The 25,098-nt window shown below is 59.6% G+C and carries 27 protein-coding genes; 11 read left to right on the top strand and 16 right to left on the bottom strand.

Translation table 11 applies throughout. The features are described from left to right. Nucleotides 1–64: 64 nt before the first annotated feature. Complete coding sequence (locus Q1A51_RS08550) at nucleotides 65–1,267, top strand: peptidoglycan DD-metalloendopeptidase family protein (protein ID WP_299597357.1); 1,203 nt, start codon at nucleotides 65–67, stop codon at nucleotides 1,265–1,267. Nucleotides 1,268–1,434: 167 nt separating this feature from the next. Continuing rightward, the gene (locus Q1A51_RS08545; RefSeq protein ID WP_299597360.1) at nucleotides 1,435–2,478 is read left to right on the top strand and encodes a Hint domain-containing protein; all 1,044 of its coding nucleotides are present in this window, start codon (nucleotides 1,435–1,437) and stop codon (nucleotides 2,476–2,478) included. Here the strand turns inward: Q1A51_RS08545 and Q1A51_RS08540 are convergent. Genes Q1A51_RS08540 through Q1A51_RS08525 form a run of 4 tightly spaced genes read right to left on the bottom strand, consistent with a single transcriptional unit; the run spans nucleotide 2,475 to nucleotide 4,921 of the window. Next, on the bottom strand, nucleotides 2,475–3,317 hold the full coding sequence (locus tag Q1A51_RS08540; protein WP_299597363.1) for an ATP-binding protein: 843 nt from the start codon (nucleotides 3,315–3,317) through the stop codon (nucleotides 2,475–2,477). The two genes, Q1A51_RS08545 and Q1A51_RS08540, sit on opposite strands and share 4 nt — an antisense overlap. Beyond that, nucleotides 3,314–4,243 (bottom strand): twin-arginine translocase subunit TatC, encoded by a 930-nt coding sequence (locus Q1A51_RS08535; protein ID WP_299597367.1) that lies wholly within the window; start codon nucleotides 4,241–4,243, stop codon nucleotides 3,314–3,316. Before Q1A51_RS08535 ends, Q1A51_RS08540 begins: the two co-directional genes overlap by 4 nt. Continuing rightward, a complete protein-coding gene (gene tatB / locus Q1A51_RS08530; protein WP_299597370.1) occupies nucleotides 4,244–4,699 on the bottom strand; it encodes a Sec-independent protein translocase protein TatB in 456 nt (151 codons plus the stop codon). A gap of 3 nt (nucleotides 4,700–4,702) precedes the next feature. Continuing rightward, a complete protein-coding gene (locus Q1A51_RS08525; RefSeq protein ID WP_299200556.1) occupies nucleotides 4,703–4,921 on the bottom strand; it encodes a twin-arginine translocase TatA/TatE family subunit in 219 nt (72 codons plus the stop codon). Between the two features lie 212 nt (nucleotides 4,922–5,133). Between Q1A51_RS08525 and Q1A51_RS08520 the strand changes: the two genes are divergently transcribed. Then, nucleotides 5,134–5,508, top strand: coding sequence for a hypothetical protein (locus Q1A51_RS08520; RefSeq protein ID WP_299597373.1), 375 nt, complete (start codon nucleotides 5,134–5,136; stop codon nucleotides 5,506–5,508). 1 nt (nucleotide 5,509) lies between these two features. Continuing rightward, nucleotides 5,510–6,181: a YafY family protein gene (locus Q1A51_RS08515; protein ID WP_299597376.1), complete on the top strand. Its 672-nt coding sequence runs from the start codon at nucleotides 5,510–5,512 to the stop codon at nucleotides 6,179–6,181. A gap of 31 nt (nucleotides 6,182–6,212) precedes the next feature. Here Q1A51_RS08515 and Q1A51_RS08510 read toward each other — a convergent pair whose 3' ends face one another. From Q1A51_RS08510 to Q1A51_RS08495, 4 genes are read right to left on the bottom strand one after another with little or no spacing between them, the layout of a single operon-like run. Beyond that, nucleotides 6,213–6,551 carry a Lin0512 family protein gene (locus tag Q1A51_RS08510; protein ID WP_299597379.1) on the bottom strand — a complete coding sequence of 113 codons (339 nt, stop codon included), beginning with the start codon at nucleotides 6,549–6,551 and terminating at the stop codon, nucleotides 6,213–6,215. Then, entirely contained in the window at nucleotides 6,544–6,891 is a 348-nt protein-coding gene (locus Q1A51_RS08505; protein WP_299597382.1) for a Lin0512 family protein, read from the bottom strand. The genes Q1A51_RS08510 and Q1A51_RS08505 overlap by 8 nt, the downstream gene beginning before the upstream one ends. Further along, nucleotides 6,888–7,976 (bottom strand): ABC transporter ATP-binding protein, encoded by a 1,089-nt coding sequence (locus tag Q1A51_RS08500; protein ID WP_299597385.1) that lies wholly within the window; start codon nucleotides 7,974–7,976, stop codon nucleotides 6,888–6,890. The genes Q1A51_RS08505 and Q1A51_RS08500 overlap by 4 nt, the downstream gene beginning before the upstream one ends. Nucleotides 7,977–8,012: 36 nt before the next feature. Next, the gene (locus tag Q1A51_RS08495; RefSeq protein ID WP_299597388.1) at nucleotides 8,013–9,368 is read right to left on the bottom strand and encodes a sodium:proline symporter; all 1,356 of its coding nucleotides are present in this window, start codon (nucleotides 9,366–9,368) and stop codon (nucleotides 8,013–8,015) included. 183 nt (nucleotides 9,369–9,551) lie between these two features. Between Q1A51_RS08495 and Q1A51_RS08490 the strand changes: the two genes are divergently transcribed. Beyond that, nucleotides 9,552–10,028, top strand: a complete 477-nt coding sequence (locus tag Q1A51_RS08490; protein WP_299597391.1) for a hypothetical protein — start codon at nucleotides 9,552–9,554, stop codon at nucleotides 10,026–10,028. 55 nt (nucleotides 10,029–10,083) lie between these two features. Here the strand turns inward: Q1A51_RS08490 and Q1A51_RS08485 are convergent, their stop codons facing one another. Further along, nucleotides 10,084–11,211 (bottom strand): DNA alkylation repair protein, encoded by a 1,128-nt coding sequence (locus Q1A51_RS08485; protein ID WP_299597394.1) that lies wholly within the window; start codon nucleotides 11,209–11,211, stop codon nucleotides 10,084–10,086. Between the two features lie 122 nt (nucleotides 11,212–11,333). Continuing rightward, complete coding sequence (locus tag Q1A51_RS08480) at nucleotides 11,334–12,113, bottom strand: SDR family oxidoreductase (RefSeq protein ID WP_299597397.1); 780 nt, start codon at nucleotides 12,111–12,113, stop codon at nucleotides 11,334–11,336. Nucleotides 12,114–12,249: 136 nt separating this feature from the next. On the opposite strand from Q1A51_RS08480, the gene Q1A51_RS08475 reads away from it, so the two are divergent. After that, nucleotides 12,250–13,251: a Hint domain-containing protein gene (locus tag Q1A51_RS08475; RefSeq protein ID WP_299597400.1), complete on the top strand. Its 1,002-nt coding sequence runs from the start codon at nucleotides 12,250–12,252 to the stop codon at nucleotides 13,249–13,251. Nucleotides 13,252–13,335: 84 nt separating this feature from the next. Then, a complete protein-coding gene (locus Q1A51_RS08470) occupies nucleotides 13,336–14,175 on the top strand; it encodes a universal stress protein (protein ID WP_299597403.1) in 840 nt (279 codons plus the stop codon). 88 nt (nucleotides 14,176–14,263) lie between these two features. Here Q1A51_RS08470 and Q1A51_RS08465 read toward each other — a convergent pair whose 3' ends face one another. Together Q1A51_RS08465 and Q1A51_RS08460 are read right to left on the bottom strand one after the other, a co-directional pair. Beyond that, nucleotides 14,264–14,629 carry a nuclear transport factor 2 family protein gene (locus tag Q1A51_RS08465; protein ID WP_299597406.1) on the bottom strand — a complete coding sequence of 122 codons (366 nt, stop codon included), beginning with the start codon at nucleotides 14,627–14,629 and terminating at the stop codon, nucleotides 14,264–14,266. A gap of 69 nt (nucleotides 14,630–14,698) precedes the next feature. Next, nucleotides 14,699–15,073, bottom strand: coding sequence for a BrnA antitoxin family protein (locus tag Q1A51_RS08460; protein WP_299597409.1), 375 nt, complete (start codon nucleotides 15,071–15,073; stop codon nucleotides 14,699–14,701). Between the two features lie 189 nt (nucleotides 15,074–15,262). Here Q1A51_RS08460 and Q1A51_RS08455 point away from each other — a divergent pair, with 189 nt between their 5' ends. From Q1A51_RS08455 to Q1A51_RS08440, 4 genes are all read left to right on the top strand, one after another. Next, nucleotides 15,263–16,873: a peptide chain release factor 3 gene (locus Q1A51_RS08455; protein ID WP_299597412.1), complete on the top strand. Its 1,611-nt coding sequence runs from the start codon at nucleotides 15,263–15,265 to the stop codon at nucleotides 16,871–16,873. Between the two features lie 4 nt (nucleotides 16,874–16,877). Next, nucleotides 16,878–17,831, top strand: a complete 954-nt coding sequence (locus Q1A51_RS08450) for a glycosyltransferase family 2 protein (protein WP_299597415.1) — start codon at nucleotides 16,878–16,880, stop codon at nucleotides 17,829–17,831. Nucleotides 17,832–17,834: 3 nt separating this feature from the next. Continuing rightward, the gene (locus tag Q1A51_RS08445; RefSeq protein WP_299597418.1) at nucleotides 17,835–18,767 is read left to right on the top strand and encodes a glycosyltransferase family 2 protein; all 933 of its coding nucleotides are present in this window, start codon (nucleotides 17,835–17,837) and stop codon (nucleotides 18,765–18,767) included. 123 nt (nucleotides 18,768–18,890) lie between these two features. Continuing rightward, nucleotides 18,891–20,333 (top strand): DEAD/DEAH box helicase, encoded by a 1,443-nt coding sequence (locus tag Q1A51_RS08440; protein ID WP_299597421.1) that lies wholly within the window; start codon nucleotides 18,891–18,893, stop codon nucleotides 20,331–20,333. A 52-nt stretch (nucleotides 20,334–20,385) separates the two neighbouring features. Here the strand turns inward: Q1A51_RS08440 and Q1A51_RS08435 are convergent, their stop codons facing one another. From Q1A51_RS08435 to nuoN, 4 genes are read right to left on the bottom strand one after another with little or no spacing between them, the layout of a single operon-like run. After that, nucleotides 20,386–22,056 carry a ribonuclease J gene (locus Q1A51_RS08435; protein ID WP_299597424.1) on the bottom strand — a complete coding sequence of 557 codons (1,671 nt, stop codon included), beginning with the start codon at nucleotides 22,054–22,056 and terminating at the stop codon, nucleotides 20,386–20,388. A gap of 4 nt (nucleotides 22,057–22,060) precedes the next feature. Then, on the bottom strand, nucleotides 22,061–22,834 hold the full coding sequence (locus tag Q1A51_RS08430) for a type III pantothenate kinase (RefSeq protein WP_299597427.1): 774 nt from the start codon (nucleotides 22,832–22,834) through the stop codon (nucleotides 22,061–22,063). Nucleotides 22,835–22,847: 13 nt separating this feature from the next. Beyond that, nucleotides 22,848–23,597: a biotin--[acetyl-CoA-carboxylase] ligase gene (locus tag Q1A51_RS08425; RefSeq protein ID WP_299597430.1), complete on the bottom strand. Its 750-nt coding sequence runs from the start codon at nucleotides 23,595–23,597 to the stop codon at nucleotides 22,848–22,850. A gap of 54 nt (nucleotides 23,598–23,651) precedes the next feature. Continuing rightward, nucleotides 23,652–25,088, bottom strand: a complete 1,437-nt coding sequence (gene nuoN / locus Q1A51_RS08420) for an NADH-quinone oxidoreductase subunit NuoN (protein WP_299200600.1) — start codon at nucleotides 25,086–25,088, stop codon at nucleotides 23,652–23,654. Nucleotides 25,089–25,098: the final 10 nt, after the last annotated feature.

Raw genomic sequence — 25,098 nt, 5'->3', positions numbered from 1 at the left:
GGTGTAAGTAGCGCGCATCCGACAAGGCCCCCATTCACGAGGGGTCAGGCAGAGGACGACGCAGATGATCCCGACCCTACAGCGCCCCCGTGGGCCCCTGATGATTGCAACCTGCGGCTTGCTGGTGCTGGCCGCCTGCGAAGAGCCGCTGGATTTTGACCTGCGTGGTCTTGGTGGTGGTTTCACGACGGCTGAGGCGGCGCAGAACGCAACGGCGGACAGACCGGAACCGGACGACCGCGGTGTCATTTCCTATCCCAATTACCAGGTTGCCGTGGCCAAACGGGGCGATACGCTACAGGATGTGGCGACCCGCGTTGGATTGCCAGTGGCTGAGCTCGCAAGCTTCAATGGCGTTGAAACGGACGTGCCGTTGCGCAACGGCGAAATCATCGCCCTGCCCCGCCGTGTGTCGGAACCGTCAGCATCGACCGGAGCGATTGGCACCGGCCCAATTCAGCCATCATCCGTGGATGTCACCACGCTGGCAGGCAACGCGATCGACAATTCCGCGCCAACGCCTGTGGCCAATGCTCCGACAGCCACACCCCTGCCTCAAACCGGCCAGGAGCCGATCCGCCACCGGGTGGAACGGGGCGAAACCGCCTTTACAATCGCGCGCCTTTACCAGGTGCCGGCCAAATCGCTGGCGGAATGGAATGGCCTTGGTGCCGATTTTGCCGTGCGCGAGGGGCAGTACCTGCTGATCCCTGTGGCCCGGGCCAACGCACCCGCTCAACCCGCAACGGCCCCAGATACAGCCACCACAGCTCCCGGTGCGGGATCTCCCACGCCGCTGCCGCCCAGCTCGGCCAAACCCTTGCCGGAAGACGATACCGCCAACCCACCGGCTGCAACCCCGGACCCGGACAAGCCGGTTGCGGATGTGGGCCAGACCAGCGCCTCCACCCAGTCCGGTGAAATGTCCCTTCCCGTTCAAGGGACGATCATTCGGGATTATGCCAAGGGCCGGAACGAAGGCGTCGACATCCAGGCCGCACCAGGCACGGCAGTCAGCGCAGCAGCCGGTGGCACCGTTGCGGCCATCACAGAAAGCGCCGAAGGCGTGCCCATCATCGTTGTGCGTCACCCGGACAACCTTCTGACCGTTTATGCCAACGTCACGGACGTGAGTGTTGCCAAGGGCGATACGGTATCGCGCGGACAATCCATCGCGAAACTGCGCGACACCAGCGACACGGCATATGTCCACTTCGAAGTGCGGGATGGTTTCGACAGTGTAAACCCGAACCCGTTCTTCGAATAGGGCGGACCTTGGGCAATTGTGGCTGATTGCCACTCACGCGGGTGAATGCGCCGCAATTGCCCCAAACATTCCCTGAATTCTCCGCAAACGGCGACGTACGGCCCTAACTCCGCCCGGTTGAGGGATCAGAAACAATCCAAAGAAACTAATTGGATTGGTTCGGGCGCATGCCTGTCTTTTATGGATACAGCTTTGCCCTGCGGGGCATCCAGACCACCGTCAACGGCGCGGCGAACAACTATGCTTTCGCGCCCACTGGCACATGGCGGTACACAGGCGACACCACCTATTTCGTGGTGAATGAAAATGATGGCGCCACCGTATTCAATGGTGACGGCGACAACAACGAAACGGTCCAGGCCCAGGAACGCATTGGCGGTGCTTTCCCACAGACAGTTACGATTGACGGCACAGACCGACAGATCATCTGGGACTACACATTCACAGTGACCGATGGCACAACCACATGGCAAGTGGCTGTCATCGACGTCGACCTCAACAATGACAACGACCTCAATGACGGGGCCGACGCCACCGCAACGGATGAAGACGGTTACTTTCTTGTTTTTCCCGATGGCATTCCCCCGCCAAACACGGACCTCACGATTGGTGGCATTGTCGAGAATGACGAATTCGTCCCGCACGGGGATCTGGGCGGCACCATCGTGTGTTTTGCGTCTGGCACATTGATCGAAACACCGACAGGCCCCTGCATCATCGAGGCACTGAACAAAGGTGACCTTGTCCAAACTGGCGCGTCAGGACCGCAACCCATTCTCTGGGTGGGTCAAACGACAGTTCTGGCCACCGACGACCTGGCCCCTATCGTCATCTCTGCTGGCACCCTTGGAAACGACCGCGATCTTGTCGTGTCGCCACAGCATGCGATCATGCTGACGGATTGGCGGGCCGAGTTGCTCTTTGGTCAGGACGAGGTTCTTGTCCGGGCCAAGGATCTGCTTTGTATGGATGGTGTCTATCGCAAGGTCGGGGGGCGCGTGACCTATCATCACATCCTGCTCAATGAGCATAACGTCGTGAAGTCGCACGGAATCTGGAGCGAAACACTCTATCCCGGTTCAATTGCCATGGATGCGGTGGGCGACGATGCCCGCCTTGAAATCGAACAGTTGTTTCCTGACCTTACCGGATATGGCCCAATGTGCGCGCCGTGTCTGAAAGGTTACGAAGCACATCTTCTGGCGGCCTAGATCGTGACGCCCCGCCGTCCGGCCAGATCACAAAAGTACTGCCAGGCCACGCGACCCGATCTGGACCCGCGCGTGGCCTGCCATTCGATGGCCTCAGCCCACAGCGTGTCTTCATCGATCTTGACCTCGTAAGCCGCGCAGTAGCCCCGGATCATCGCCAGATACTGATCCTGGTCGCAAGCATGAAAGCCCAACCACAAGCCGAACCTGTCGGAGAGGCTCACCTTCTCCTCCACCGCTTCGGACGGGTTGATGGCGCTGCCGCGCTCGTTCTCGATCATATCGCGCGGCATCAGATGGCGGCGGTTCGACGTCGCATAAAGGATCACGTTGTCAGGCCGCCCTTCGATGCCACCATCCAACACAGCCTTGAGTGATTTGTAATGCTGATCATCATGGCTGAAGCTCAGATCATCGCAAAACAGGATGAAACGGGCATCCGGCGCCTGTCGCAGGACATTCAGCAAACGGCCAACCGACGGCAAGTCTTCGCGGTGCAACTCAACGATCTTCAGCCGCCCGTATTCAACTTCAAGCGCGCCATGTATCGCCTTGACGAGACTGGATTTCCCCATCCCGCGCGCACCCCATAGCAGCGCGTTGTTCGCGGGCAGGCCTTGGGCAAACTGTCTGGTGTTCGCCAGCAGCGTATCGCGCGACCGGTCGACGCCCAACAGCAAGTCCAAGGGCACACGCGACACATGCGCGACGGGTTCGAGCCGGTCAGGATCTGTTTGCCAGACAAAGGCCGATGCCGCATCAAAATCAGGGGCCTCCAACGGCGCAGGAGACATCCGCTCAAGCGCCGCTGCAATGCGGTCCATGGGGTCGTCGATCACTTCAGGTCTTCCTCGGGCATATCACCAAGGTCATCCTCGTCGTCAAAGTATCCTTCTTCACGCAGCTGCGCATCGCGCTTCTTCTCGACACGCCGGACGAGCCAGATCGACACCTCGTAAAGACCGTAAACGACCGTGAATAGGATCAGCTGCGTGATGACGTCGGGCGGCGTGACAACAGCGGCCAGCACCAGAATGCCAACCATCGCGTATTTGCGCACATTGCCGAGGCCCTCGGAACTGACCAGCCCCGCCTTGCCCATCAAGGTCAGCAGCACGGGAAGCTGAAAGCACAAGCCAAAGGCCATGATGAATTTCAGCGTGATATCAAGGCTCTCGTTGACCTTCCCAAAGAAGGTAATCGTCGGCCCTTCGTTTGCCACCTCTGGCGTGATGACGGCGCCATCCGGCAAGGTTTCGGGATTGCCGAAGACAATAGCCAGAACCGACGACACATCTGCAAAGCCCAGGAAAAACGCCATGGCCAGCGGTGTCACAACGAACTGCGCAAAACTCGCGCCAAGCAGGAACATGACCGGCGACGCAATCAGGAACGGCAGGAACGCGTTCTTTTCCTGACGGTACAGTCCCGGCGCCACGAACCGCCACATCTGAAAACCAATGACCGGAAAGGCCAGAGCAAACCCAAACACCATCGAGATGCGGAACAGCGTGAACAGATACTCTTGGGGCGACGTATATTGCAGCGTGGGCGACGGGTCTCCCAGATCGCGCAATGTGTCGACGATCGGCTCCATCAGGAAGTTCAGCACATGCACCGCAATGAACTCGCCCTGGATGGGGATAAAGAACACCGTAATCGCAATGATGAACGCAATCACCGACCGGATCAGCCGCGTGCGCAGCTCGGCCAGATGTTCAATCAGTGGCGCTGTGCTGTCGTCGATGTTTTCGGTCTGGCTCATCTAGCTCTCTTTCGGCGCCTGTGCTTCAAGCTCTTCGGCTTTTTTCAACGCATCTGCGGCCTCTTGGGCCTTGCGCTCGGCCTGTGCACGGGCGGTTGCGGCTTGGATCTTGCGCGCATTTTCGGCCCGCTCCGCCTTGTCCGCGGCCAGTTTTCCCGTCTCGCTCTCGGGATCAAGATCGGTCAGCGACGATGTCACATCGCGTGCCGCATCTTTCACCCCATCCATCGCACTCTTGACCGGATTACTGGCGGTCTTGATCGTGCGCTGTATGTCTTTGACGCCTGCCTCGTCCGCAGCCTGATTCATGGCAGACGAAAACTCGCGTGCCATGCCCCGTGCCTTGCCGACGAAGCGGCCGACATTGCGAAACACCATTGGCAGGTCTTTGGGGCCAATGACGATCAGCGCCACGATCCCGATGACCAGCAATTCCGCCAGCCCAAGGTCAAACATGGATCAGACCTTGTCTTTTTCGGACTCGGGCGTGATGTCCTTGGCCTCATCGGCCTGCGCTGCTTCCAGCTCTTCCTTGCCTTCGTTGATGCCCTTCTTGAAGCTGGTGATGCCCTTGCCGACCTCACCCATCAGGCTTGAAATCTTGCCCCGGCCAAACAGCACCAGCACCACAACGGCGATCAGCAGCAGGCCCGGAAGTCCAATGTTTCCAATTCCCATGGTGTCTCTCCCATCTCTGGCGACGGAATGCCGCCTGTCGGTTAGTGTTCTATGGTTTTGCCGCAGTTGCGAAAAGGCTGACGGCCAGCTTCGCGGTAACGAAGACGCCAAATCCGCAAGAAAATTCCTGTGGCCTGCGTTCAACTGACAGGTTAATGTCAGTTGGATAGTCCTAAACCCGGCGCATCACCGCTCGAACACAGGAGAAACCGATGCGCACACCTATAACCAACCTCTTTGCACCTGCCATTAAGCATGCAGCCACAGGCGAAGGGACAGCAGGCGCTCAGCCCGTCGCCGAAATCGTGACATTCCGGCTGGTCGACGGCACCGATCCGGCGTCTTTCATCTCTGCCGCAGATGGCATGGGCCCCTTTCTGCGCAGCACGGGCGCGATGATCAAACGCACACTGTCGTCAGATGAAACCGGCCTCTGGACCGACCACATCACCTGGACATCCCTCGAAGCCGCCAAAACGGCTGCAAACGAAATGTTCCAACGGCCCGAGGCGCAGCCTGTCATGTCGATGATCGATCATGACAGCATCGACATGCGCCACGCCCCCATACAGTTGCAACAGGAGTAACATGCGCCGCACCGACCGCCTTTTTGACATCATCCAGATCCTGCGCGACGGCAAGTTGCACAAAGCACAGGAGATCGCGGATGTCTGCGAGGTGTCGGTGCGCACCATCTACCGCGACATGGACACGCTGGTGGCCTCGGGCGTGCCCGTGCAGGGTGAACGTGGCGTGGGCTACATGATCACCGAGGCGATCAGCCTGCCGCCGCTTACCCTCACGACCGAAGAGCTTGAGGCGCTGAACCTCGGCATGGCGATTGTGGCAGAAGCGGCGGATGACACGCTCAAATCCGCGGCCCGCACGCTGGCCGACAAGATCGACGCTGTGCTGCCCGAACGGACCGTGGCCGAAGCTGACAAATGGAAGTTTGCAGTCTACCCGTTCGCAGACGCAGTGCGTGGCTTTGCCCAGATGCCCACCTTGCGGGCGGCGATCCGTGCCAAGCAGAAACTGAAGCTAACCTATCACTCCAAAGGCGACCGGATCAGCACCCGCACCATCCGCCCATTGCACATGGAATACTGGGGCCGCGTCTGGACCCTGACCTCGTGGTGCGAGCTACGCGACGACTTCCGCGTCTTCCGCGTGGATCTGATCCAGTCGGCCGAGGCACTGCCGGAAATGTTCGTGGACGAACCGGGCAAACGTTTGTCAGATTACGACCCGAATCTGTGACGCACGCGACCAGATTTTTCGCAGAAAAGTCTCAGCCCCGCACCGGCAGGAACACTTCGATAGCCGCGACGGCCATCACCGCGACATCACCGGCCACGGGCACATCCAGCCCGCCTTGTTCCGCGACAACCTCAACCGACCCATAGGGCAGCAAACCTGCGATCACATCCACATCCACGGCCTCGGGACGTGGCACAGCCACGTGCACCACAACGCGCATCGTCTCGCGGTCCACACCCAATGTGCCAAAGATCGGCAAGGACGCGCCCTGCAGCGCCTGCTCTACCGCGCGCCTTGCCGCCTTCGTGTCGTCGCGGCCATGCAGGTCGACACCCTGCGCCATCTCGATGATCAACCGTTGCTCAGGCATTTGACACCTCCACCGACACGATCAACGCCGCTTGCGCCATCACTGTCGGGTTTCCGTCTCCCTCGGGCCGCGCAACATCAAGACCGCCATGCCCCACGACGAAAGACGTCTCACCATAGGGAAACACGTCGGCCAACACATCGGTATCGACCAGTTCGGGCTTGGCACACCCGATATGCACTTCGATGCGCATATCCTCTTTGCCAACACCCATGTATTCCGCCAGGTTGATCGAATTGCGCCACAACGCCGCGCGCACAGCCCGCGCCGCCGCCTCGGTATAGCTGCCCCGACGCAGGGACGTGCCCAGGCCGAATTCCACAATCATCGGTCCGCTCATTCCGCTGCCTCCGCGCTTGGAAATACATAGCATTTGTCGCGCCGGACGCGCAGCCACATCACAGTATCGGGTTGCGGCAGAAACACGCCCGGCACGGTGCTCTTGATCTGGGCAACCCCGTCATCCAGACGAAACTCCACAAGGCTCTCATTGCCCATGAACCGCGCCCGCACCACGTGGGCTCGCGCCGCCGTCCCCTCCGTCGCCGTCGGACTGGGGCCAATCCCCGCTCGGTCGAAGTCGATCTTCACATGCTGGGGACGAAAAACGATATCCACCTGCGTTCCATCCGCCACACCCGGGGCCAGGAAGTGACCAAAGGGCGTTATCGCCAAAGCCCCTTCAACAACGGATCGCAACCTGTTGGCATCGCTGAAAAATGCGACAGACGCCCGATCAACCGGTCGGGTGTACACGTTATAGGGCGCACCCTGCTGCACGATATGTCCATCTCGCATCAATGCGATCTCATCGGCCATGCGCATGGCCTCTTCCGGTTCATGCGTGACAAGCAGTACGCCGGTATCCTCTTCCTTGAGGATCGCCAGCGTCTCGTCCCGAATGCCATCCCGCAACCGGTTGTCGAGGCCGGAAAACGGTTCATCCATCAGCATGATGCGTGGACGGGGCGCCAGTGCCCGGGCCAAAGCGATGCGCTGCTGCTCGCCCCCCGACAACTGGTGCGGATACATATCGATGAAGCGCGACATGCGCACCCGCTCCAACATCTCGACCACACGCGCGCGCTTTTCTTCACGACTGCCCGACAGGCCATAGGCGATATTGCCCTCAACGCTCAGATGCGGGAACAGGGCAAAGTCCTGAAACATCAAGCCAATCTCGCGCCGCTCCGGCGGCACACGAAACCGCGTGTCACAGATCAGCTTGCCATCAACGTATATCTCGCCCGAGTCCTGCATCTCGACCCCGGCAATCATACGCAAGGTCGTCGACTTGCCACATCCGGAGGGTCCCAACAGGCACGTCACCTGCCCAGGCTGGATCGACAGGCTCACCCCATCGACCACACGCCGCCCCCCAAAGCTGCGCACGAGATTGCGAATTTCCAGCCGAGGTGCAGTCACGGCGTCCCCATACCCGATCAAAACAGTCGGGACGTATCAGGCCCGGCGCGCGCCCGCAAGCACTGCCGCAAATCCGGCGACCAGAACGAAAACACAAATCACCAGCAATTGCTCGTACTTGTGACCCTCCGGCAGGACAGAGGCAAAGACAGGCCACGCGCGCCCGAAATAGGCCAAAGCCCCAAGCATGGCAGCGGCAAAGGCGAGCAGATAAGACCACGTTGGCACGCGCAAGCCCATCACCAGCCCCACGATCAGCACGGGTGTAAGGAACATCGACGCGGTACCGCTGACGGCTACGGCATCAAACAGCGTCGCATTTCCCCACAGGGTCAATGCCGCCCCCAGCACCATGAACACAACCATCACAGCACGCCCGCCCATCAGCGTGCGCGGTGCCAGCGCCAACTCCTCAACCACCAACCGGGCCGAAGAGGACAAGGCTGAGTCCAGCGTCGACAGGGCCGACACAAGCAGCGACAGCATCAGAAGAGCAAAGACCCACATCGGGAACATTGTCCCCCATGTGCCAATCAACTCGCCCTTGTACTCTGCCCCCACAAGGCTTGCTTGAATGCCAAAGAACCCGAACCCGATGATGCAGAAGGTCGACAGCCAGAAGGCGTGCAGGAAAGACCGGCGCGTGGTCTCTTCATCCGCAATGAACCCCCGGTCCATCATCACCGGATCATGGGCGGGATAGGAAAACACCTGAAGCGCCGCAACAGCCAGCAACACCCAGCCATTCCAAGCCCCTGCCGTCCCTGGCGCGGTCAGCACAGCCCCCAGCGAAAAGCCGGGACTCAGCACAAGATAGAGAACGGCAACGCCAAACACGCCAAAAAAAACTGACATCTGGACGACATCTGTACGTAAGGCAGCACTCAATCCTCCCCACGCGGAATAGGCCAGCCCGACAACGGCCACGATCAGGATGGCCCACGTGCCACTACCCTCAATCACGGCACCTGCAATCAACCCAACCACCAACAGATTGGCAAACACCTCGGACAGCAGGCGCAGCGCAATGACAAGGTTGTAAGCCACGGTGCCGCGCACTCCGAACCGGTCGTGCAACCAATCCTGAACGGACATTGCCCCCTTCGCCCGCAACCGCGCGACGATGAAGCCACCTGTCAGAAAGCTGCCGTAGTAAGCGGTGTAGGCCAGCGTGCCGGCAATTCCGTAGAAATAGCCAAGAATGGCGGCGTTCATCAGGCTGCGGGCAAAGATCCAGGTTGTGACCTGGCTTAGCACCAGCACCCACAAACTGGGTGCCTGCCCCGCCGCCTGCCCCGAATAAAACCCCTCGACCGACACGCGGCGCGGCGCCGACAGCACGCTCGCCCCGATCAGGACAACAAAAAGTACAATCAATACAAATGGATCCATTGCTGCTCACCCCATTTTATTTGATCGCAGCGGTAACACTGACGTTCGGGGTTGGCCACGCATGTTGCACGTCTGCACCGGATTGTGAGCTGACGTTAGGTCGCGTCAATCGCCGATTGGATGCATCAACCGGGGATGGCAAGACTGCGGCACCAAAAAAACCAACAAAGGTACGGAACCATCATGAAACTGAAAGCCAGTGTGCTTGCCGCATGTCTCCTTGTGGCGGGCTGCGACTATGCCGAGGTCACGCAAGCACCCGTCGAGGTCAGCATGAAAACAAGCGGACGCCAAGTACTCGGATTTACAGAACCCACGATGCGTACATTCGTGCGCAAGGACGGCAATCAAAGCGAAGTTGTGGGCGCGCGCTGCACGTTTGACTCAGCCGAACTCACCGGCTCGGTCGTCACACCAGCCATCGTGCGCATGCCCATCTTCAAAGGGCAACCAACCGCCCTGCGCGTTGATTGCAAGGCACCCGGCCTCAGCGGCAAACAAACAGTCAACCCAGTCCTGAACGGCACCGCAGTGGGCGCCGCTTCGCCCGCTGGTTTGGTGGTTGGCCTTGTGACCGCTTCTATTGTCGCCGCGCAGGACAAGTGGTCCTACGGTGCCAACAACAGCATCATGACCATCAATATGGATCAGGCTGAATGATCACCAGGGTCGGTGGGTGGGCGAATTTGCGCAGCAAAGAGTGGACGCACCGACCCTAAACGATGTCGAATGACGCCTCGGCACGATCCACACCGTTCACCTGCACAACCAGCCCATGCGCGCCGGGGTGCAATTCAAAGGTCGTCGCATTGGCCTTCAGCTTGTGCACCTTTTTAAGCACCAGCGGCTTGCCAGGCTTCACCTCGGCCACCTTCAGCTTGAACACTTTTTCACCGGTTTTACCCCCGGGCCGCGCAAAGCGAATGCGATAGTCAACCAGCACGGGGGTTGCCTCCGCCCCCTCCAGCGTGACGGTGAATGCCAACCCATCGCCCAACGGCACCTTTGGCGTCGCGACATCAACAGATACCAACAGGTCCGCATCACCGCGATAGCCCAGCATGTCCATCGCGCCCCGATGCCCATCCTTGATCAGCGTCCGCAAGGCATGGCGGCGCATCCACGCGCGCTCTTTGGCGTCCTGCGTGGCTTGCGCCTCCCAAGCGGCCAGCCGCTCCAGCACGGCATCAGGCGCGGTCTTGGCCACGTCATTGAGATGATTGGCGACAGAACGGGTCACAAACCGCGTGGGATCCGCCTGCAAACGGTCCAACAGCGGCAAGGTCTGATCCAGCGTCAGCTCGACCTTTCGCGCCCAGGGCAGCTTGGGCCGCATCCCTTCACTGACCAATCGCCGTACATGATAATTCTCGTCATCGGCCCACATCTGCAGGCGGGCCAGTGTTTCGTCGGTCCACCGGTTCAGGAAAGCACGAATGTAAAACTCCATGGAAAAGCGCTGGGTCGCTTCATAGAGCAGGTCCAGCGCGCGCTCACGGTGATCCTCCAGTCCGTGCCGGACCGCCAGCACGCCCGGCACTGCGTGAATGAAGCGACCAAAATCGTCATCGCGCAGCGTGGGGTCAAGCCGGGGCGGCATCGCCGCCTGCAACTGGTCCGCCATCGTCGGGAAATCGGCCGCCAGATGCGGCTCCAAACAGTCCGCAAACCAATCCAGACACTCCATCAGCGACCGCTCGGCGATGCCCGACAGGGCAGCCACATGAAAAGCATCGCGGTCAAAGCCAGGGACGCCCGCTACAAACTCATCCGCCAAGTCACCCAAGGACTCCGCGTTGAAAAGTTGGTCTTTCAGCGAAAAAGTCGGCTGCGCCTTGGCCATTGGGTCTATCCTTCAATGCAAAGATGGTTGCGTGCATAGTCCCAATAGCCCCGGGACGCTGACAGTTTTTGGCAGCAGAAGCGACCCTTGCCACTGGCCGCGTCTGCCGATGCCACCGCTCTTTATATTGTCGCCACAGTCGCGCCGCCATCCAGCAGCAGGTTCTGCCCAACAATGAAGCCTGCGTGCTGTGAGCACAGGAACGCGCAAGCGGCGCCAAACTCTTCGCGTGTGCCATAGCGGCCCGCCGGAATGGTGGCTGCACGCTCGGCGCGTGCCTCCTCCAACGTGATGCCCTTGGCCGCCACCACGCCCCCGTCCAGCGCATCGGCACGGTCCGTGGCATGAATGCCAGGAAGTAGGTTGTTGATGGTCACGCCCTTGTTCGCCACCTGCCGCGAGGTGCCCGCGACATAGCCGGTCAGACCCGCCCGGGCCGAGTTCGACAACCCAAGCACGGGAATGGGCGCTTTCACCGATTGTGACGTGATGTTCACCACCCGGCCCCAGCCGCGCTCCATCATGCCGGGGACAAGGGCTTTGATCAGGGCAATGGGGGCCAGCATGTTGGCATCAAGCGCTTTGATGAAATCCTCGCGGTCCCAGTCATGCCACATGCCGGGGGGCGGGCCGCCTGCATTGTTGACCAGAATGTCGGCATCACTAGCAGCCGCGACCAACGCGCCCTGCCCCTCGGCCGTTGTCACATCAGCCGCGACCGTCTGCACATCAACGCCGTGCGCCGCGCGGATCGCGTCTGCCGATGCCTCCAACGCCTCGGCGCCACGCGCATTCATGACCAGATGCACACCCGCAGCCGCCAGCGCCTCGGCGCATCCCAGACCCAGCCCCTTGGACGAGGCGCACACAACCGCCCGCTTGCCTGCAATTCCAAGATCCATGATCGCTCTCCCATTCAGTTTTCACACCAACAGGTAACGGGACGTTCACTGATGCGCCAGTAAAAGACCAAATCGTTGACCGAGGGGGGCACAATTCTATTTAAGTGGGTGGCATATTACCCAAGTAGCAAATCAGATGACGAAGATCGCCCATACACCAGCGCAAAGCATGTCCGTCTTCCGCGCAGAAGACTTTGTGGTGAGTGAAGGCGCCAATCTGGGCGACCCTTTGACGTATGCGGACGATATGCTGCTGGATGATATTTATGCGCTGGCGGCGTCAGCCCAACCCATGCGGCTGTCGACACATGCCGGTGACCCGGCTCACCTGACCGTCGCGGAAGGCAGCGAATGCGGCGCACCCGGGGCGGCCATCCACCTCGATTGCGCCCTCACGCTCATGTCGCCTGATGGGCACATCACGGACGCCATCGTGCTGGTCGAAGTGGACGCTGCAGGCAATATCAATCAGGTCTACCTGCTGCCACTCGCCCGGCTGGCTTCGCGGATCGGTTACGCCCTTGTCGGCATCGAACGGGACGAAGCGCGTAGTAAACTTGCGCATCTCACCTGCGCCCGATTCACCCGCGGCACCCATATTACTATGGCCTCCGGCGCCCAAAAACCGATCGAAGACCTGGTGGTCGGAGAGCGCGTGCTGACGCGCAATGATGGTGTGCAAGAGGTGCGATGGGTTGGTCAATCGACGGTTCGGGCGACGGGCGACTTCGCCCCCATCCGCATTCGCGCAGGCACATTGAACAACGACCGCGACCTGATCGTTTCACCCGATCACCGGCTGTTCATCTACCAGCGCAAGGATCGTCTCGGTGCTGGCCGTTCCGAACTTCTCGTCAAGGCCAGGCATCTGGTCAACAATGACAGCGTAACGGTACAGGATGGTGGGTTCGTGGACTATTTCGAACTTCTGTTCGACACCCACCAGATCATCTATGCCGAAGGCATTGCGGCGGAATCCATGTTGATCGACACACGGACAATGCCTGTCTTGCCCAAAGAGGTGTCATCGCAACTCACCTCGCACACCGACGCGGGCCTGTCCGGCCTCGATGTGACCGAGACGCTTTTGGACCGTCCAGACGTTGCCGAATTGCTCAAACGGGCATCAACGCGCTGAAATCCGCCGACGCTTGACGCATATCAAGGCAAGCAGGCGTCGCAATCTCCACATCAGGTTCAAGCACCTGAAACGGAGACATCAATGACCAAGCTGACCTCGATCCTTGTTGCCACAGACCTGTCCATCCGGTCTGATCGGGCCGTGCGCCGGGCCGCGCAAATCGCGCGTGAACATGGTGCTGCGCTGACGGTTCTGACGGTGCTGGACGATGCGATGCCATTGGAGATCATCGACACCCTGCACGCAAAGGCCCGCGCCACGCTGGACCGGTTCGTCACCTCGGTCTGCGACGGGGTGAACGTGACGATCAAGGCCGAACCAGGGGATCCCAGCGCCAACATCATTCGCGCCTGCACGGACGAGGTGGATTTGCTTGTCATGGGCACGCACCGTCAACGCCCGTTTCTGGACGCCGTGCGTGAAACGACGATGCAACGCATCGTGCGGCGCATATCAACACCTGTTCTTCTGGTGACGGACCGGGTCGACCATGCCTATTCCACGATTCTGTCTGCCTGCGACTTTTCCCCGGCCTGCAGCGGCGCCATGCGGATGGCGCACGCCCTGGCGCCCACCGCCACCATTCACCCGGTGCACGCGCTGCACATCCCCTATTCTGGCATGCTGTCGCAGACCAAGGCCGCCGCCGACGCAATCGAAGCGTCGTTCCGACAAGAAGCAGAAAGTGCAGCAAAAGCTTGGATGCGAGGCGAGGACCTGCCATCGGAACAGATGGAGCAGCTCGAAATTCTGGCGGGCGTGCCCTACCCCATTCTGCGCCGCAAGGTAGACACCGGCAACGTTGACTTGATTGCAGTGGGTGCCCACGGGCGAGTTGGTGCGGCGCGCAGCCTGCTTGGCTCACTGGCGACCGACCTGATGCGGGAACCCCTGTGCGATGTATTGATCGCAAGACCTTAACCAGCATTACAAAGACTGCTGAAAGAGCGCGAGAGACTTCGATGCGCCTCTCGCGCACATCATTGATGAAAGAAACAAACGGGTAAGCTCAGACCGAGTAGAAAAACTCTTCCCGCGCGATCTTCCCATCCGCAACCGTATACAGCGCCACTTCCTTCATGTCGGTGACCTCACCACTTTCCTTGTGCTTGGCCTTCAGCTCAAAGATCACGGCAAAGCGGTCGTCCGGGTGCAGCATCGCATCCGAAACCGAGGCATCCAAAACGTCGAACGTGGTCTCCCACCATTCATGCTTGCCCCGGATCGCTGTAATACCCTGCACCTCCCGCCCCATGCCATTGTCCATCGCTTCGACCGAAACGGCATCGGTGGCATAGAGCGCGTCAAGATTGTCGGCCGAGGTGTTGTTGCGGCAGCCTTCGACCAGTTTGTCGGCAATTTCATTTAGCGTCATGGCGATATCCTCGTTGAAATGAATATCCCAACCCTACGCCGTCCCACTGACAGTTTTTGTCACGACGGCTCAGGTGATCCCCATTTCCGCGTTCAGCTCTTTCATCCGCTTGTTCAGCGCATTCATCTCCAGTGACATCCGCGGCATCGGATCGTCCCCGACAAAGGCCGTGATCTGACCACCCATCAGTGCAGACCAATAGATGCGCAATACATCATTCATCCGCTGGGAATAGTTCGGCCCCAACTTGCGAAACCACCTCACCATGTCCGCATCCAGTCGAATGGTGACACGCGTCTTGTGCGGCTTGACGCCATCGAAGCTATCCAGCCCGTTCCAGGCGGCCGGGATCGACTCTTCGATATGCTTGTACCGCATCTCGCCCTGATGACGGTCCAGCGTCACCATCAGGTCCAGTTGGGCTTTGCGTTGGCTCTGGTGCATGGCTTCGGCTCCTGATTGCGATCTGCGCACCGGGCAAGACTGTCACCAAAGGGTTAACGTGCACTGACCGATGCGCACGTTGGGGGTGCACAGGGGGTGTACGGATGCTGCACGGGGGGTGACACCCTGCTGCTGACCCCGAAACATGCTGCGCTTGCCCCGGTTTAAGACCCCGGATATACGGCGCTCATGTTGGATAACCGCCCTGAATTGCCCCCCGAAATTGCCCGTCGCCGCACCTTCGCGATCATCTCGCACCCCGACGCGGGCAAGACGACCCTGACCGAAAAGTTCCTGCTGTTCGGCGGGGCTATCCAGATGGCTGGACAGGTCCGCGCCAAGGGTGAGGCACGGCGCACCCGTTCCGACTTTATGGCGATGGAGAAAGACCGCGGCATCTCGGTTTCAGCCTCGGCGATGTCCTTTGATTTCACAAGCAAAACCAATACGTTCCGCTTCAACCTTGTAGACACGCCTGGCCACTCCGACTTCTCCGAAGACACCTATCGTACGCTGACAGCCGTGGATGCAGCGATCATGGTGATCGACGGCGCCAAAGGGGTCGAAAGTCAGACCCAAAAACTGTTCGAGGTCTGCCGCCTGCGTGACCTGCCCATCCTGACATTCTGTAACAAGATGGACCGCGAAAGCCGCGACGTCTTTGAGATCATTGACGAAATTCAGGAAAACCTTGCCATCGACGTCACTCCGGCCTCCTGGCCCATCGGTGTGGGACGCGACTTCATCGGCTGCTACGACATCCTGCGCGACCGCTTGGAACTCATGGACCGCGCGGACCGCAACAAGGTCGCGGAAAGCATTGAAATCAACGGCTTGGACGACCCCAAGCTGGCCGAGTACATCCCCGAAGCACAATTGAACCAGCTCCGCGAAGAACTTGAAATGGCCCGCGAGTTGCTGCCACCGCTGGATGCCGAGGCGATGCTGCAAGGCACGCTGACACCGATCTGGTTTGGCTCGGCGATCAACTCGTTTGGCGTCAAGGAACTGATGAACGGCATCGCCAACTATGGCCCCCAGCCACAGGTTCAATCCGCCCAACCGCGCCAAATTTCACCCGAAGAAACAAAGGTTTCCGGCTTTGTCTTCAAAGTGCAGGCCAACATGGATCCCAAGCACCGTGACCGCGTGGCTTTTGTCCGAATGGCCTCGGGTCACTTCAAACGCGGCATGAAACTGACCCACGTGCGATCCAAGAAACCCATGGCGATCTCGAACCCTGTCATGTTCCTCGCCTCCGACCGCGAACTGGCGGAAGAGGCTTGGGCCGGCGACATCATCGGCATTCCGAACCACGGCCAATTGCGCATCGGTGACACGTTAACCGAAGGTGAAGCTTTGCGTGTTACAGGTATTCCCAGCTTTGCGCCTGAACTGCTACAAGGTGTCCGCGCTGGCGATCCATTGAAGGCCAAGCATCTGGAAAAGGCGTTGATGCAATTTGCAGAGGAAGGGGCGGCCAAGGTTTTCAAACCGTCCATCGGCTCGGGCTTTATCGTTGGTGTAGTTGGCGCACTGCAATTCGAAGTACTCGCCAGCCGGATCGAGCTGGAATACGGGCTGCCCGTGCGGTTCGAACAATCACAATTCACCTCTGCCCGCTGGGTGAGCGGTGACAAACAAGCCGTTGATAAATTTTCGGAAAGTAACAAACAGCACATCAGCCACGACCACGATGGCGACATCGTCTACCTGACCCGTCTGCAGTGGGACATCGACCGCGTGGCCCGCGACTATCCGGATGTAACACTGAGCGCGACCAAGGAAATGATGGTCTGACGACATGACCAACGGGCCGCAAATCCCGGTCCCGCAGCCGGTTCAAACAGACCCGGCAAAACTGCGTTGGGGCATCGTGTCCACGGTCAAAGCGCCGTTGCGCAAGATCGCGGAATTCATCGCCTTTCACCTCGATCTTGGCGCCCAACGCATCCGCATCCATCTGGATGTACCTGACCCGTCCATCGCTGAACGGCTCGCACATCCACGGGTGCGCTTCACGCAATGTGACGACAGGTATTGGCAAGGCAAGCCCAGCCGTGCCCGGGCAACCCACCAGAGGCGGCAAATGTTCAATGCCGCCCGAACCTACCGGGTGAGCCAACTGGATTGGCTGATACATATCGATGTGGACGAGTTTATTCTGAGCCCGCACCCCCTCGCCGAGCTGTTGGCCGCAGTTGAGCCCGATGCGTCGCATATCGAACTGCAACCTGTTGAAATGATGGAGGGTTCCTTAGACCCGCATCACTTCAAACGCCCGGCCTCAAAGACGATCCGACGTACCATCTACCCGGTGTTCGGAGAGCACATCCCCGGCGGGTTCATCGGCACACGTTCCCCAAAAATTGCGGCACGCACCGGGTTGCCAAATGTCCGCCTGGGCATCCACGCGCTGCACCATGCCGGTCAGCCGGTTCCGGGGGCCGCACTGCTTCCGGGTGTCGAACTCGGGCACGCCCACGCCCCCGATTTCAAGACGTTTGAACGGCATTTGGCCTACCGCTTGTCAAAGGGCAGCTACCATGACCGCAACGGTGAAACGAACCTGCGGGGTCACCTGTTCAGAGCTTTGATGGATGACCCGGAACCAGACGCATTGCGTGCATTCCATACAGAGCTTTGTGTGCCGACAAGTGAGCGGATTGCGCTTTTGAAGGAACATGGTTTGCTTCGCGTAGAAGCGCTGAACCTGGATGCCAAGGTCGAACGTTTCTTCGGAAATCTGGAGGATTGAGGGATGGTCAAGTGGGGTCTCTCAGCAACCATTCTTGCCCCGACCCAAGACATCCTGCGCTTTGCGGCCCATCACATCGAGCTGGGCGCGCATCGGCTCTACATCTATCTGGACGATGACAATCAGGACGCTTTCAACCATCTGAAAAAGCACCCGAAAGTGCGCGTTCAAACATGCGATGCCACCTACTGGAAGCAACAGGGTGGGCGTCCAGTCAAGCATCAGGTGCGCCAGACAAAGAATGCGACACATGCGTACAACCGGCGGCCCGAGGTGGATTGGTTGATCCACATGGATGCTGACGAATTTCTGGTGCCAGACCAGTCAGTTTCAGAGCGTCTGGTGGCTTTGGACACCAAACAACAACACGCCCGCGTCCGCCCGATGGAAGTGCTGGGCGGGTCTGACAACGCGTTCAAGGCATATCTGCCACCGGGTTCGAACAGGGCAAAGATCGTACGCGCGACCTACCCCACATTCGGCGCATATGTGAAAGGTGGCTTCCTCAGCCATGTTGCAGGCAAGCTTTTTGTCCGCACCGGCCTGCCGGACATCCAGGTCCGCATCCACAATGCCTTTCAAAGCGGCCAGATGTTAGCGAACGCTGTCGAACTGCCCGAGATAGAACTCGCGCATTGTCACGCCAAATCCTGGGAGGCTTGGCGGGCCACCTATGCATACCGGCTCGAAAAGGGGTCCTACCGCGCGGACCTCAAGCCTGCCATGACACCCGAGAAAGGTGGGATGACACTACATGAGATGTTCAAGCATCTGGAAGCGACTGAGGGCGAAGATGGGCTGCGTGCGTTTTATGACGAGGTGATCGGCGACAGCCCCGACATGCGTGCCCGATTGCAAGCGCACGGTCTCTTGCGCGAGGTCGATTTGAACCTCGACGCCCTGATGGCCAAGCATTTCCCCAACGGCGCGGTTTGACGCGAAGCAGCGCCTTTGCTATGGACGCGCAGCATGTTGGGGCACGGTGCTCCCTTTGGGCCACTCCGGCTAACATCATCATACGCCGCGGGCCAAGTCAGTGTCCGCAACCAACGGACATACATGACAAAATTTTCTGATCTGAACCTGAATCCCAAGGTGCTGAAAGCCATCGATGAAGCTGGCTATGAAACGCCAACCCCAATTCAGGCGGGTGCGATTCCCGCCGCCTTGGACGGGCGTGATGTTCTGGGGATCGCCCAGACCGGCACCGGCAAGACCGCGAGCTTCACACTACCCCTGATCACCGCGCTGGCCCGTGGCCGCGCCCGCGCCCGGATGCCGCGCAGCCTTGTGCTGTGTCCGACACGCGAACTGGCGGCACAGGTGGCCGAGAACTTCGACACCTATGCCAAGCATGTGAAGCTGACCAAGGCACTGCTGATCGGCGGCGTCAGCTTCAAGGAACAGGACCTGCTGATCGACAAGGGCGTCGACGTATTGATCGCCACCCCCGGTCGTCTGCTTGACCATTTCGAACGCGGTAAGCTGATCCTGAATGACGTGAAGGTCATGGTCGTGGACGAAGCGGACCGGATGCTGGACATGGGTTTCATCCCTGACATCGAACGCATCTTTGGCCTAACGCCTTTTACCCGCCAGACGCTGTTCTTCTCGGCCACCATGGCGCCCGAGATCGAGCGCATCACCAACACCTTCCTGTCAAACCCGGAACGTATCGAAGTGGCCCGTCAGGCCACGGCATCCGAGACGATCGAACAGGGCGTTGTCATGTTCAAAGGCTCGCGCAAAGACCGTGAGGCGTCCGAAAAGCGCAAGGTTCTGCGCGGCCTGATCGATGCCGAAGGCGAAAAGCTGACCAATGCGATCATCTTCTGCAACCGCAAGACGGATGTAGATATCGTCGCCAAGTCTTTGAAAAAATACAAATATGATGCTGCCCCGATCCACGGTGATCTGGATCAGTCACAACGGACCCGCACACTGGATGGCTTCCGCAACGGTGAACTGCGTATCCTTGTGGCGTCGGATGTGGCGGCGCGCGGCCTTGATGTGCCGTCGGTGAGCCACGTGTTCAACTTCGATGTCCCCGGCCACCCCGAGGACTATGTTCACCGCATCGGTCGGACCGGCCGCGCCGGGCGCGCGGGCAAGGCGATTACCATCTGCGTGCCCCGCGATGAAAAGCAGTTCGACGCGGTCGAGAAGCTGATCCAGAAGGAAATCCCGCGCCTCGACAACCCGGTGAAGCCGTCCAAACCTGTGGCGGCTGACAAACCCGAGGCTGAAGAGAAGCCGAAATCGACACGCAGCCGGTCGTCACGGTCAAAGTCGGAACCGAAAACCGAAACACCTGTCGAAGCGATAACCGAAGCCAAGGCAGAAACGCCGCGCGAGGACACCTCTTCGAAATCGCGCAGCCGCTCATCCTCCAGCCGCAGCCGGTCGTCCCGCGATGATCGTGGTGGCAACAAGGTTGTTGGATTGGGTGATCATACGCCCAGTTTCATTGGCCTGAGCTTTGAAGAGCGTATGGCGAGTTGACCATCGCATTCTTATGAAGAAAAAGGCGGGCCTTGGCCCGCCTTTTTTTTGTTCAGTGCATCCGACTGATCACAACCGTCACTTCAGGCTTCTTGCCGATCTCATCCTGCGCCGACTTGCGCACGATGCGCCGCAACGCTTCGGTCAAGCTATCATCGTCACGCAAGGTCTTGGCATCTGCCCGCCCAAGGAACTGGCTCAGGTCTTCTTCCAGCACCTCAACCAGCGCAGCATTGCTGCGCCCGGTCTCGGACAGGCCCATCAGTTCACACCATGGCTCACCCAGCGGTTCATCCTCTTCATCCAGGATCAGCGTGACCAGCACATGCCCGTTCAGCGCCATGCGGATACGGTCACGGACCACACCGTCCAACGCACCGATCTGCACGGACCCATCCAGATACGTCCGCCCGGTTTCGATATACTCCGCAACCTTCGGGGCATTGCCGCTCAGGTCAATCATCATGCCATTCACAGCAAGGACACCTGCGCGCCCCTTACCCTCGGTCAGCTTGACATGTTCCCGCAAATGCCGGTGTTCACCATGCATGGGAACAACGATCTGAGGGTTCACGATGTCCTGCAGGCGTTCAAGATCGGGCCGGTTGGCGTGCCCCGATACGTGGTAGAGCCCCGATGAATCATCGACAACATCAACACCCTTTTCGGAAAGCTGGTTGATGATGCGGATCACACCGCGCTCGTTGCCCGGAATGGTCTTGGATGAAAACAGGAACAGATCGCCCTCTTTCAGCTCCAACCCCATGTACTTGCCATTCGCCAGTTGGGCCGACGCCGCACGCCGTTCGCCTTGACTGCCGGTGACGAGCAGCATCAGGTTTTCACGCGGGATGTTCTTGGCATCCTCCGGGCTGACAACCGATGGAAACTCCGTCAGGACGCCAGTCTCAACGGCGGCCTCAATCATCCGGCGCATGGCGCGCCCCAGCAGGACAATGGACCGCCCTGCCCGCTCACCCGCCTCGGCCAGCGTTTTGACCCGCGCGACGTTCGATGCAAATGTTGTGGCAACCACGATCCCCGAGGTGTGGCCACGCACCAGCTTTTCGATCTCCGGCCCCACCGAAATCTCGGACCGGCCTGCATGCGGTGAAAAGATGTTGGTCGAGTCACAGATCAGCGCCTTGACCCCATCCTTGCTCACATCGGCCCAAAGGTCTGGATCAAAAGGCTCGCCGACAACAGGTGTCGGGTCCAGTTTGAAGTCGCCCGAATGGATCAAACGGCCCTCGGGGCTGTCGATGATCAGCGCAGCACTTTCCGGGATCGAATGGGACATCGGCAGAAAGCCCACCTGGAAAGGGCCCGCATGGACCTGATCCGGCCATCCAGCCACGACCCGAACGGCATCGTCGGGGTGCCCGTGCTCATCCATCTTGCGACGCGCGATATTGGCCGTGAAAGGCCGTGCATAGATCGGTGCGCCAAGCTGGCGATAGGTATGCGCGACGGCCCCGATGTGGTCTTCGTGGGCGTGGGTGACAAAGATACCGTCGATGCGATCCTTCCGCTCAGCCAACCAGGTGATGTCGGGCAGGATCAGGTCCACACCGGGCGTGCTGTCCATGTCTGGAAAGGTCACGCCCAGATCGACCACGATCAGCCGCTCGGCATCTTCGGGGCCATAGCCATAGACATAGGCATTCATGCCAATTTCACCCGCTCCCCCAAGGGGCAGGTAGATCAAACGTTCACTGCTCATAAGTTCAGTTGTTTTCCTTGTTGTAGCGATGGATGACCGTCAGGCCATGCATCGTCAAATCGTCTTGAAAGTCGTCAAACAGCGGCTCGGACTGCTGAAACAGGGGGGCCAGCCCTCCTGTCGAGATCACGCGCATCTCGCGGGCGCGCTCCGCTTTAATCCGGGCACATATCTCACGAACAAGGCCCACGTAACCCCAAAAGACGCCAGACTGCATACAGGCCACGGTGTTCGTGCCCACAACGGCCTGCGGCTTGGTAATATCGACATGTGGCAGTGCTGCCGCTGCACTATGTAGGGCCTCAAGGCTCAAGTTCACACCGGGTGCGATAACCCCACCGACATAGGCACCGTCGGAGGCCACGACGTCAAAGGTGGTCGCGGTCCCAAAATCCACAACGATCAGGTCGCCGCCACACCGGTCATAAGCCCCCGCCGTGTTGACCAGACGGTCTGGACCAATCTGTGTCCCTTCATCCACGCGCGGCGGTGCTGGCAGTAAACAGTCAGACTTGCCCACAACGTAAGGACGGCAGTTAAAATAGCGGTCACACAGGACGCGCAGGTTGAAGACAACGCGGGGAACCGTGGATGAAATGATGACATCCGTGATGTCCACGTCCAGCTTCTGGAACTCCATCAGGGTCGACAGCCAGACATAGTATTGATCCGCAGTGCGCTGCCATTCGGTCGAGGCGCGCCATGTGGCAAGGAACTCTCTTCCATCCCAGATCGAGAAGACTGTGTTCGTGTTGCCGCAATCGATGGTTAGAAGCATCGTATGCCCCTTTTCAGAAATAGACGTCGCCCGCCGGGATGGTGATCCGGCCCTTGGCCGTCTCTAGAACAAGTTGACCATCGCGGTCCACGTCCATGAAAGTACCGACATGTGTGTCGCGCGTCGTGCGGGCCGTGATAACCTCGCCCATTTTGGCCGCGTGCGCGCGCCAAGCGGTGCGGATCGGATCAAACCCATAAGTTCGGAATTGGTCTTCGTAACGCGCGTAGGCAGCCGCTAGCAAGTCCAGGAAGCTTTCCGGCGAGATATCCGCTCCGAGCGTCGGCTTGAGCGCCACGGGCGGCAGCGCCCCTTCTTCTACCTGAGATGCGTCAGGCGCTGCAGCAAGGTTTACGCCCACCCCAATTGCCAAATGAGTGACCCGCGCACCACTGCCAACGCTCTCCAGCAGGATACCGGCCACTTTGCCACCGCGCAGCAGCACATCATTGGGCCACTTCAGAGCGAACACATCCTCTCGACCCGTTGCGGCCACAAACGCATCGCGAAGGGCCAGAGACATGACAAAAGACCGCAAGGCAGCCTGCCCTGGCGCCTCGTCCAACGGCAACACCAACGTGCCAGCAAAGTTGCCGGCCGGCATCGCCCAAGTCCGACCGCGACGCCCACGCGCTGCGGTTTGCTCCAGCGCCAAAAGCCACTCCGGTCCCGCCAGATCGGATGCGATACGCGCCGCCTCGCTCAGGGTTGAATCCACCGACGGCAGTACGCGCCGCCCATATCCTGAGGGCCAAGCGGTCATGACTTCCCTGTTTCCAAAAAATCCTCCCCGAAGGGCCGGTGTGTCAAAGGCGCCCTAGTTCACCAAGGTCAGCGCAGCCGCGGCAGCAGCCCCTTCGACACCGAACATGTTGATGATCCCCAGCACCATGACGGCGGCCGAGCCCATCAGCATCGCCCACAGGATCGGGGATTTACCGCCGTTCAGACGCTCTTCATCCGTGTCGCCAAAGTACATGTAGAAGACAATGCGCAGGTAATAGTAGGCACCGATCACGGATGCGATCACACCCGCGATGGCCAACCATGCCAGTCCGCCCTCATAGGCCGCGCGCAGCACATAGAGTTTGCCAAAGAAGCCCAGCATCGGTGGAACGCCAGCAAGCGAAAACAGCAACACCAGCATTGCCAGCGCCTTGCCCGGTTCGCGCTTGGAATACATTTTGAGCGAGTCGATCTCGACCACCGGCTGCCCGTCCTTCTCCATCATAAGGATGAAGGCAAAGGTACCCACGTTCATGGTCACGTAGATCGCCATGTAGACCAACATCGCCTGTACACCCAGTACGGTGCCTGCCGCCAACCCCATGAGGGCATAGCCCATATGGGCAATGGACGAAAACGCCATCAGCCGCTTGATGTTGGTCTGGCCGATAGCAGCGAAGGCCCCAAGGAACATCGACAGCACAGACAACAGCGCCATCACCTGCTGCCAGTCGGCCACCGCGCCGCCAAAGGCGTCATGCATCACCCGGGCAAACAACGCCATGGCTGCCATCTTGGGGGCCGTTGCAAAGAACGCTGTAACCGGCGTGGGCGATCCCTCATAAACGTCCGGTGTCCACATATGGAAGGGCACAGCCGAAACTTTGAACGCAAAGCCAGCCATCAGGAAGACGAGACCGAAGAGCAGGCCAAGCGACACGCCCTCTTCCGCGACTTGCACAATGCCGGAGAACAGCGTGGTGCCCGCATAGCCATAAACCAGCGACGCACCATAGAGCAGCAAGCCGGAGGACAATGCGCCCAGCACAAAATACTTCAGACCCGCCTCGGTCGACTTCACAGAATCGCGGCGCAAGGACGCCACCACGTACAAAGCCAGCGACTGCAATTCGAGGCCCATATAGAGCGCCATCAGATCACCGGCGGAGACCATGGTCATCATGCCGACCACCGCCAGAACAACCAGCATCGGGTATTCAAAGCGCAGCAGCCCACGCTGCGACATGTAACCTTCGCTCATCAACAGGACTGCGGCGGCGGACACAAGGATCGTGACCTTGGCAAAGCGCGAAAACCCGTCATCAACGAACATGCCGCCAAAGGCGACATTCGTCCCCTCACCCGCAAACCCGATCCAAGCGGCAACGGCCAGGAACACGGCTGATGTCGCCCAAAGCAAAGGTGACGCGAGGCCGTCCTTGGACGTGTAAACCGCCCCGATGAGACCCAGCATGGCAAAGACGCTCAGCAGGATCTCGGGCAGGATGATGGTCAGATCAGCAGACATATCAGCGTCC

The sequence above is a fragment of the uncultured Tateyamaria sp. genome (genome assembly GCF_947496075.1).
In the GTDB taxonomy this organism is placed as follows: domain Bacteria; phylum Pseudomonadota; class Alphaproteobacteria; order Rhodobacterales; family Rhodobacteraceae; genus Tateyamaria.
The sequence above is the reverse complement of the archived record's forward strand: the minus strand, read 5'-3'. Positions and strand labels throughout refer to the sequence as shown.

Excerpts from the sequence above, each read along its gene's own strand:
- Q1A51_RS08430 (WP_299597427.1), bottom strand. The coding sequence starts at position 22,834 with ATGCTTCTAACCATCGATTGCGGCAACACGAACACAGTCTTCTCGATC.
- Q1A51_RS08510 (WP_299597379.1), bottom strand. The coding sequence starts at position 6,551 with ATGCCTGAGCAACGGTTGATCATCGAGATGGCGCAGGGTGTCGACCTG.
- tatB (WP_299597370.1), bottom strand. The coding sequence starts at position 4,699 with ATGTTTGACCTTGGGCTGGCGGAATTGCTGGTCATCGGGATCGTGGCG.
- Q1A51_RS08460 (WP_299597409.1), bottom strand. The coding sequence starts at position 15,073 with ATGCACCAGAGCCAACGCAAAGCCCAACTGGACCTGATGGTGACGCTG.
- Q1A51_RS08520 (WP_299597373.1), top strand. The coding sequence starts at position 5,134 with ATGCGCACACCTATAACCAACCTCTTTGCACCTGCCATTAAGCATGCA.
- Q1A51_RS08425 (WP_299597430.1), bottom strand. The coding sequence starts at position 23,597 with ATGACCGCTTGGCCCTCAGGATATGGGCGGCGCGTACTGCCGTCGGTG.
- Q1A51_RS08515 (WP_299597376.1), top strand. The coding sequence starts at position 5,510 with ATGCGCCGCACCGACCGCCTTTTTGACATCATCCAGATCCTGCGCGAC.
- Q1A51_RS08480 (WP_299597397.1), bottom strand. The coding sequence starts at position 12,113 with ATGGATCTTGGAATTGCAGGCAAGCGGGCGGTTGTGTGCGCCTCGTCC.
- Q1A51_RS08485 (WP_299597394.1), bottom strand. The coding sequence starts at position 11,211 with ATGGCCAAGGCGCAGCCGACTTTTTCGCTGAAAGACCAACTTTTCAAC.
- Q1A51_RS08545 (WP_299597360.1), top strand. The coding sequence starts at position 1,435 with ATGCCTGTCTTTTATGGATACAGCTTTGCCCTGCGGGGCATCCAGACC.
- Q1A51_RS08535 (WP_299597367.1), bottom strand. The coding sequence starts at position 4,243 with ATGAGCCAGACCGAAAACATCGACGACAGCACAGCGCCACTGATTGAA.
- Q1A51_RS08445 (WP_299597418.1), top strand. The coding sequence starts at position 17,835 with ATGGTCAAGTGGGGTCTCTCAGCAACCATTCTTGCCCCGACCCAAGAC.
- Q1A51_RS08450 (WP_299597415.1), top strand. The coding sequence starts at position 16,878 with ATGACCAACGGGCCGCAAATCCCGGTCCCGCAGCCGGTTCAAACAGAC.
- Q1A51_RS08465 (WP_299597406.1), bottom strand. The coding sequence starts at position 14,629 with ATGACGCTAAATGAAATTGCCGACAAACTGGTCGAAGGCTGCCGCAAC.
- Q1A51_RS08470 (WP_299597403.1), top strand. The coding sequence starts at position 13,336 with ATGACCAAGCTGACCTCGATCCTTGTTGCCACAGACCTGTCCATCCGG.
- Q1A51_RS08455 (WP_299597412.1), top strand. The coding sequence starts at position 15,263 with ATGTTGGATAACCGCCCTGAATTGCCCCCCGAAATTGCCCGTCGCCGC.
- Q1A51_RS08475 (WP_299597400.1), top strand. The coding sequence starts at position 12,250 with ATGACGAAGATCGCCCATACACCAGCGCAAAGCATGTCCGTCTTCCGC.
- Q1A51_RS08435 (WP_299597424.1), bottom strand. The coding sequence starts at position 22,056 with ATGAGCAGTGAACGTTTGATCTACCTGCCCCTTGGGGGAGCGGGTGAA.
- Q1A51_RS08525 (WP_299200556.1), bottom strand. The coding sequence starts at position 4,921 with ATGGGAATTGGAAACATTGGACTTCCGGGCCTGCTGCTGATCGCCGTT.
- Q1A51_RS08440 (WP_299597421.1), top strand. The coding sequence starts at position 18,891 with ATGACAAAATTTTCTGATCTGAACCTGAATCCCAAGGTGCTGAAAGCC.
- Q1A51_RS08550 (WP_299597357.1), top strand. The coding sequence starts at position 65 with ATGATCCCGACCCTACAGCGCCCCCGTGGGCCCCTGATGATTGCAACC.
- Q1A51_RS08495 (WP_299597388.1), bottom strand. The coding sequence starts at position 9,368 with ATGGATCCATTTGTATTGATTGTACTTTTTGTTGTCCTGATCGGGGCG.
- Q1A51_RS08490 (WP_299597391.1), top strand. The coding sequence starts at position 9,552 with ATGAAACTGAAAGCCAGTGTGCTTGCCGCATGTCTCCTTGTGGCGGGC.
- Q1A51_RS08505 (WP_299597382.1), bottom strand. The coding sequence starts at position 6,891 with ATGAGCGGACCGATGATTGTGGAATTCGGCCTGGGCACGTCCCTGCGT.
- nuoN (WP_299200600.1), bottom strand. The coding sequence starts at position 25,088 with ATGTCTGCTGATCTGACCATCATCCTGCCCGAGATCCTGCTGAGCGTC.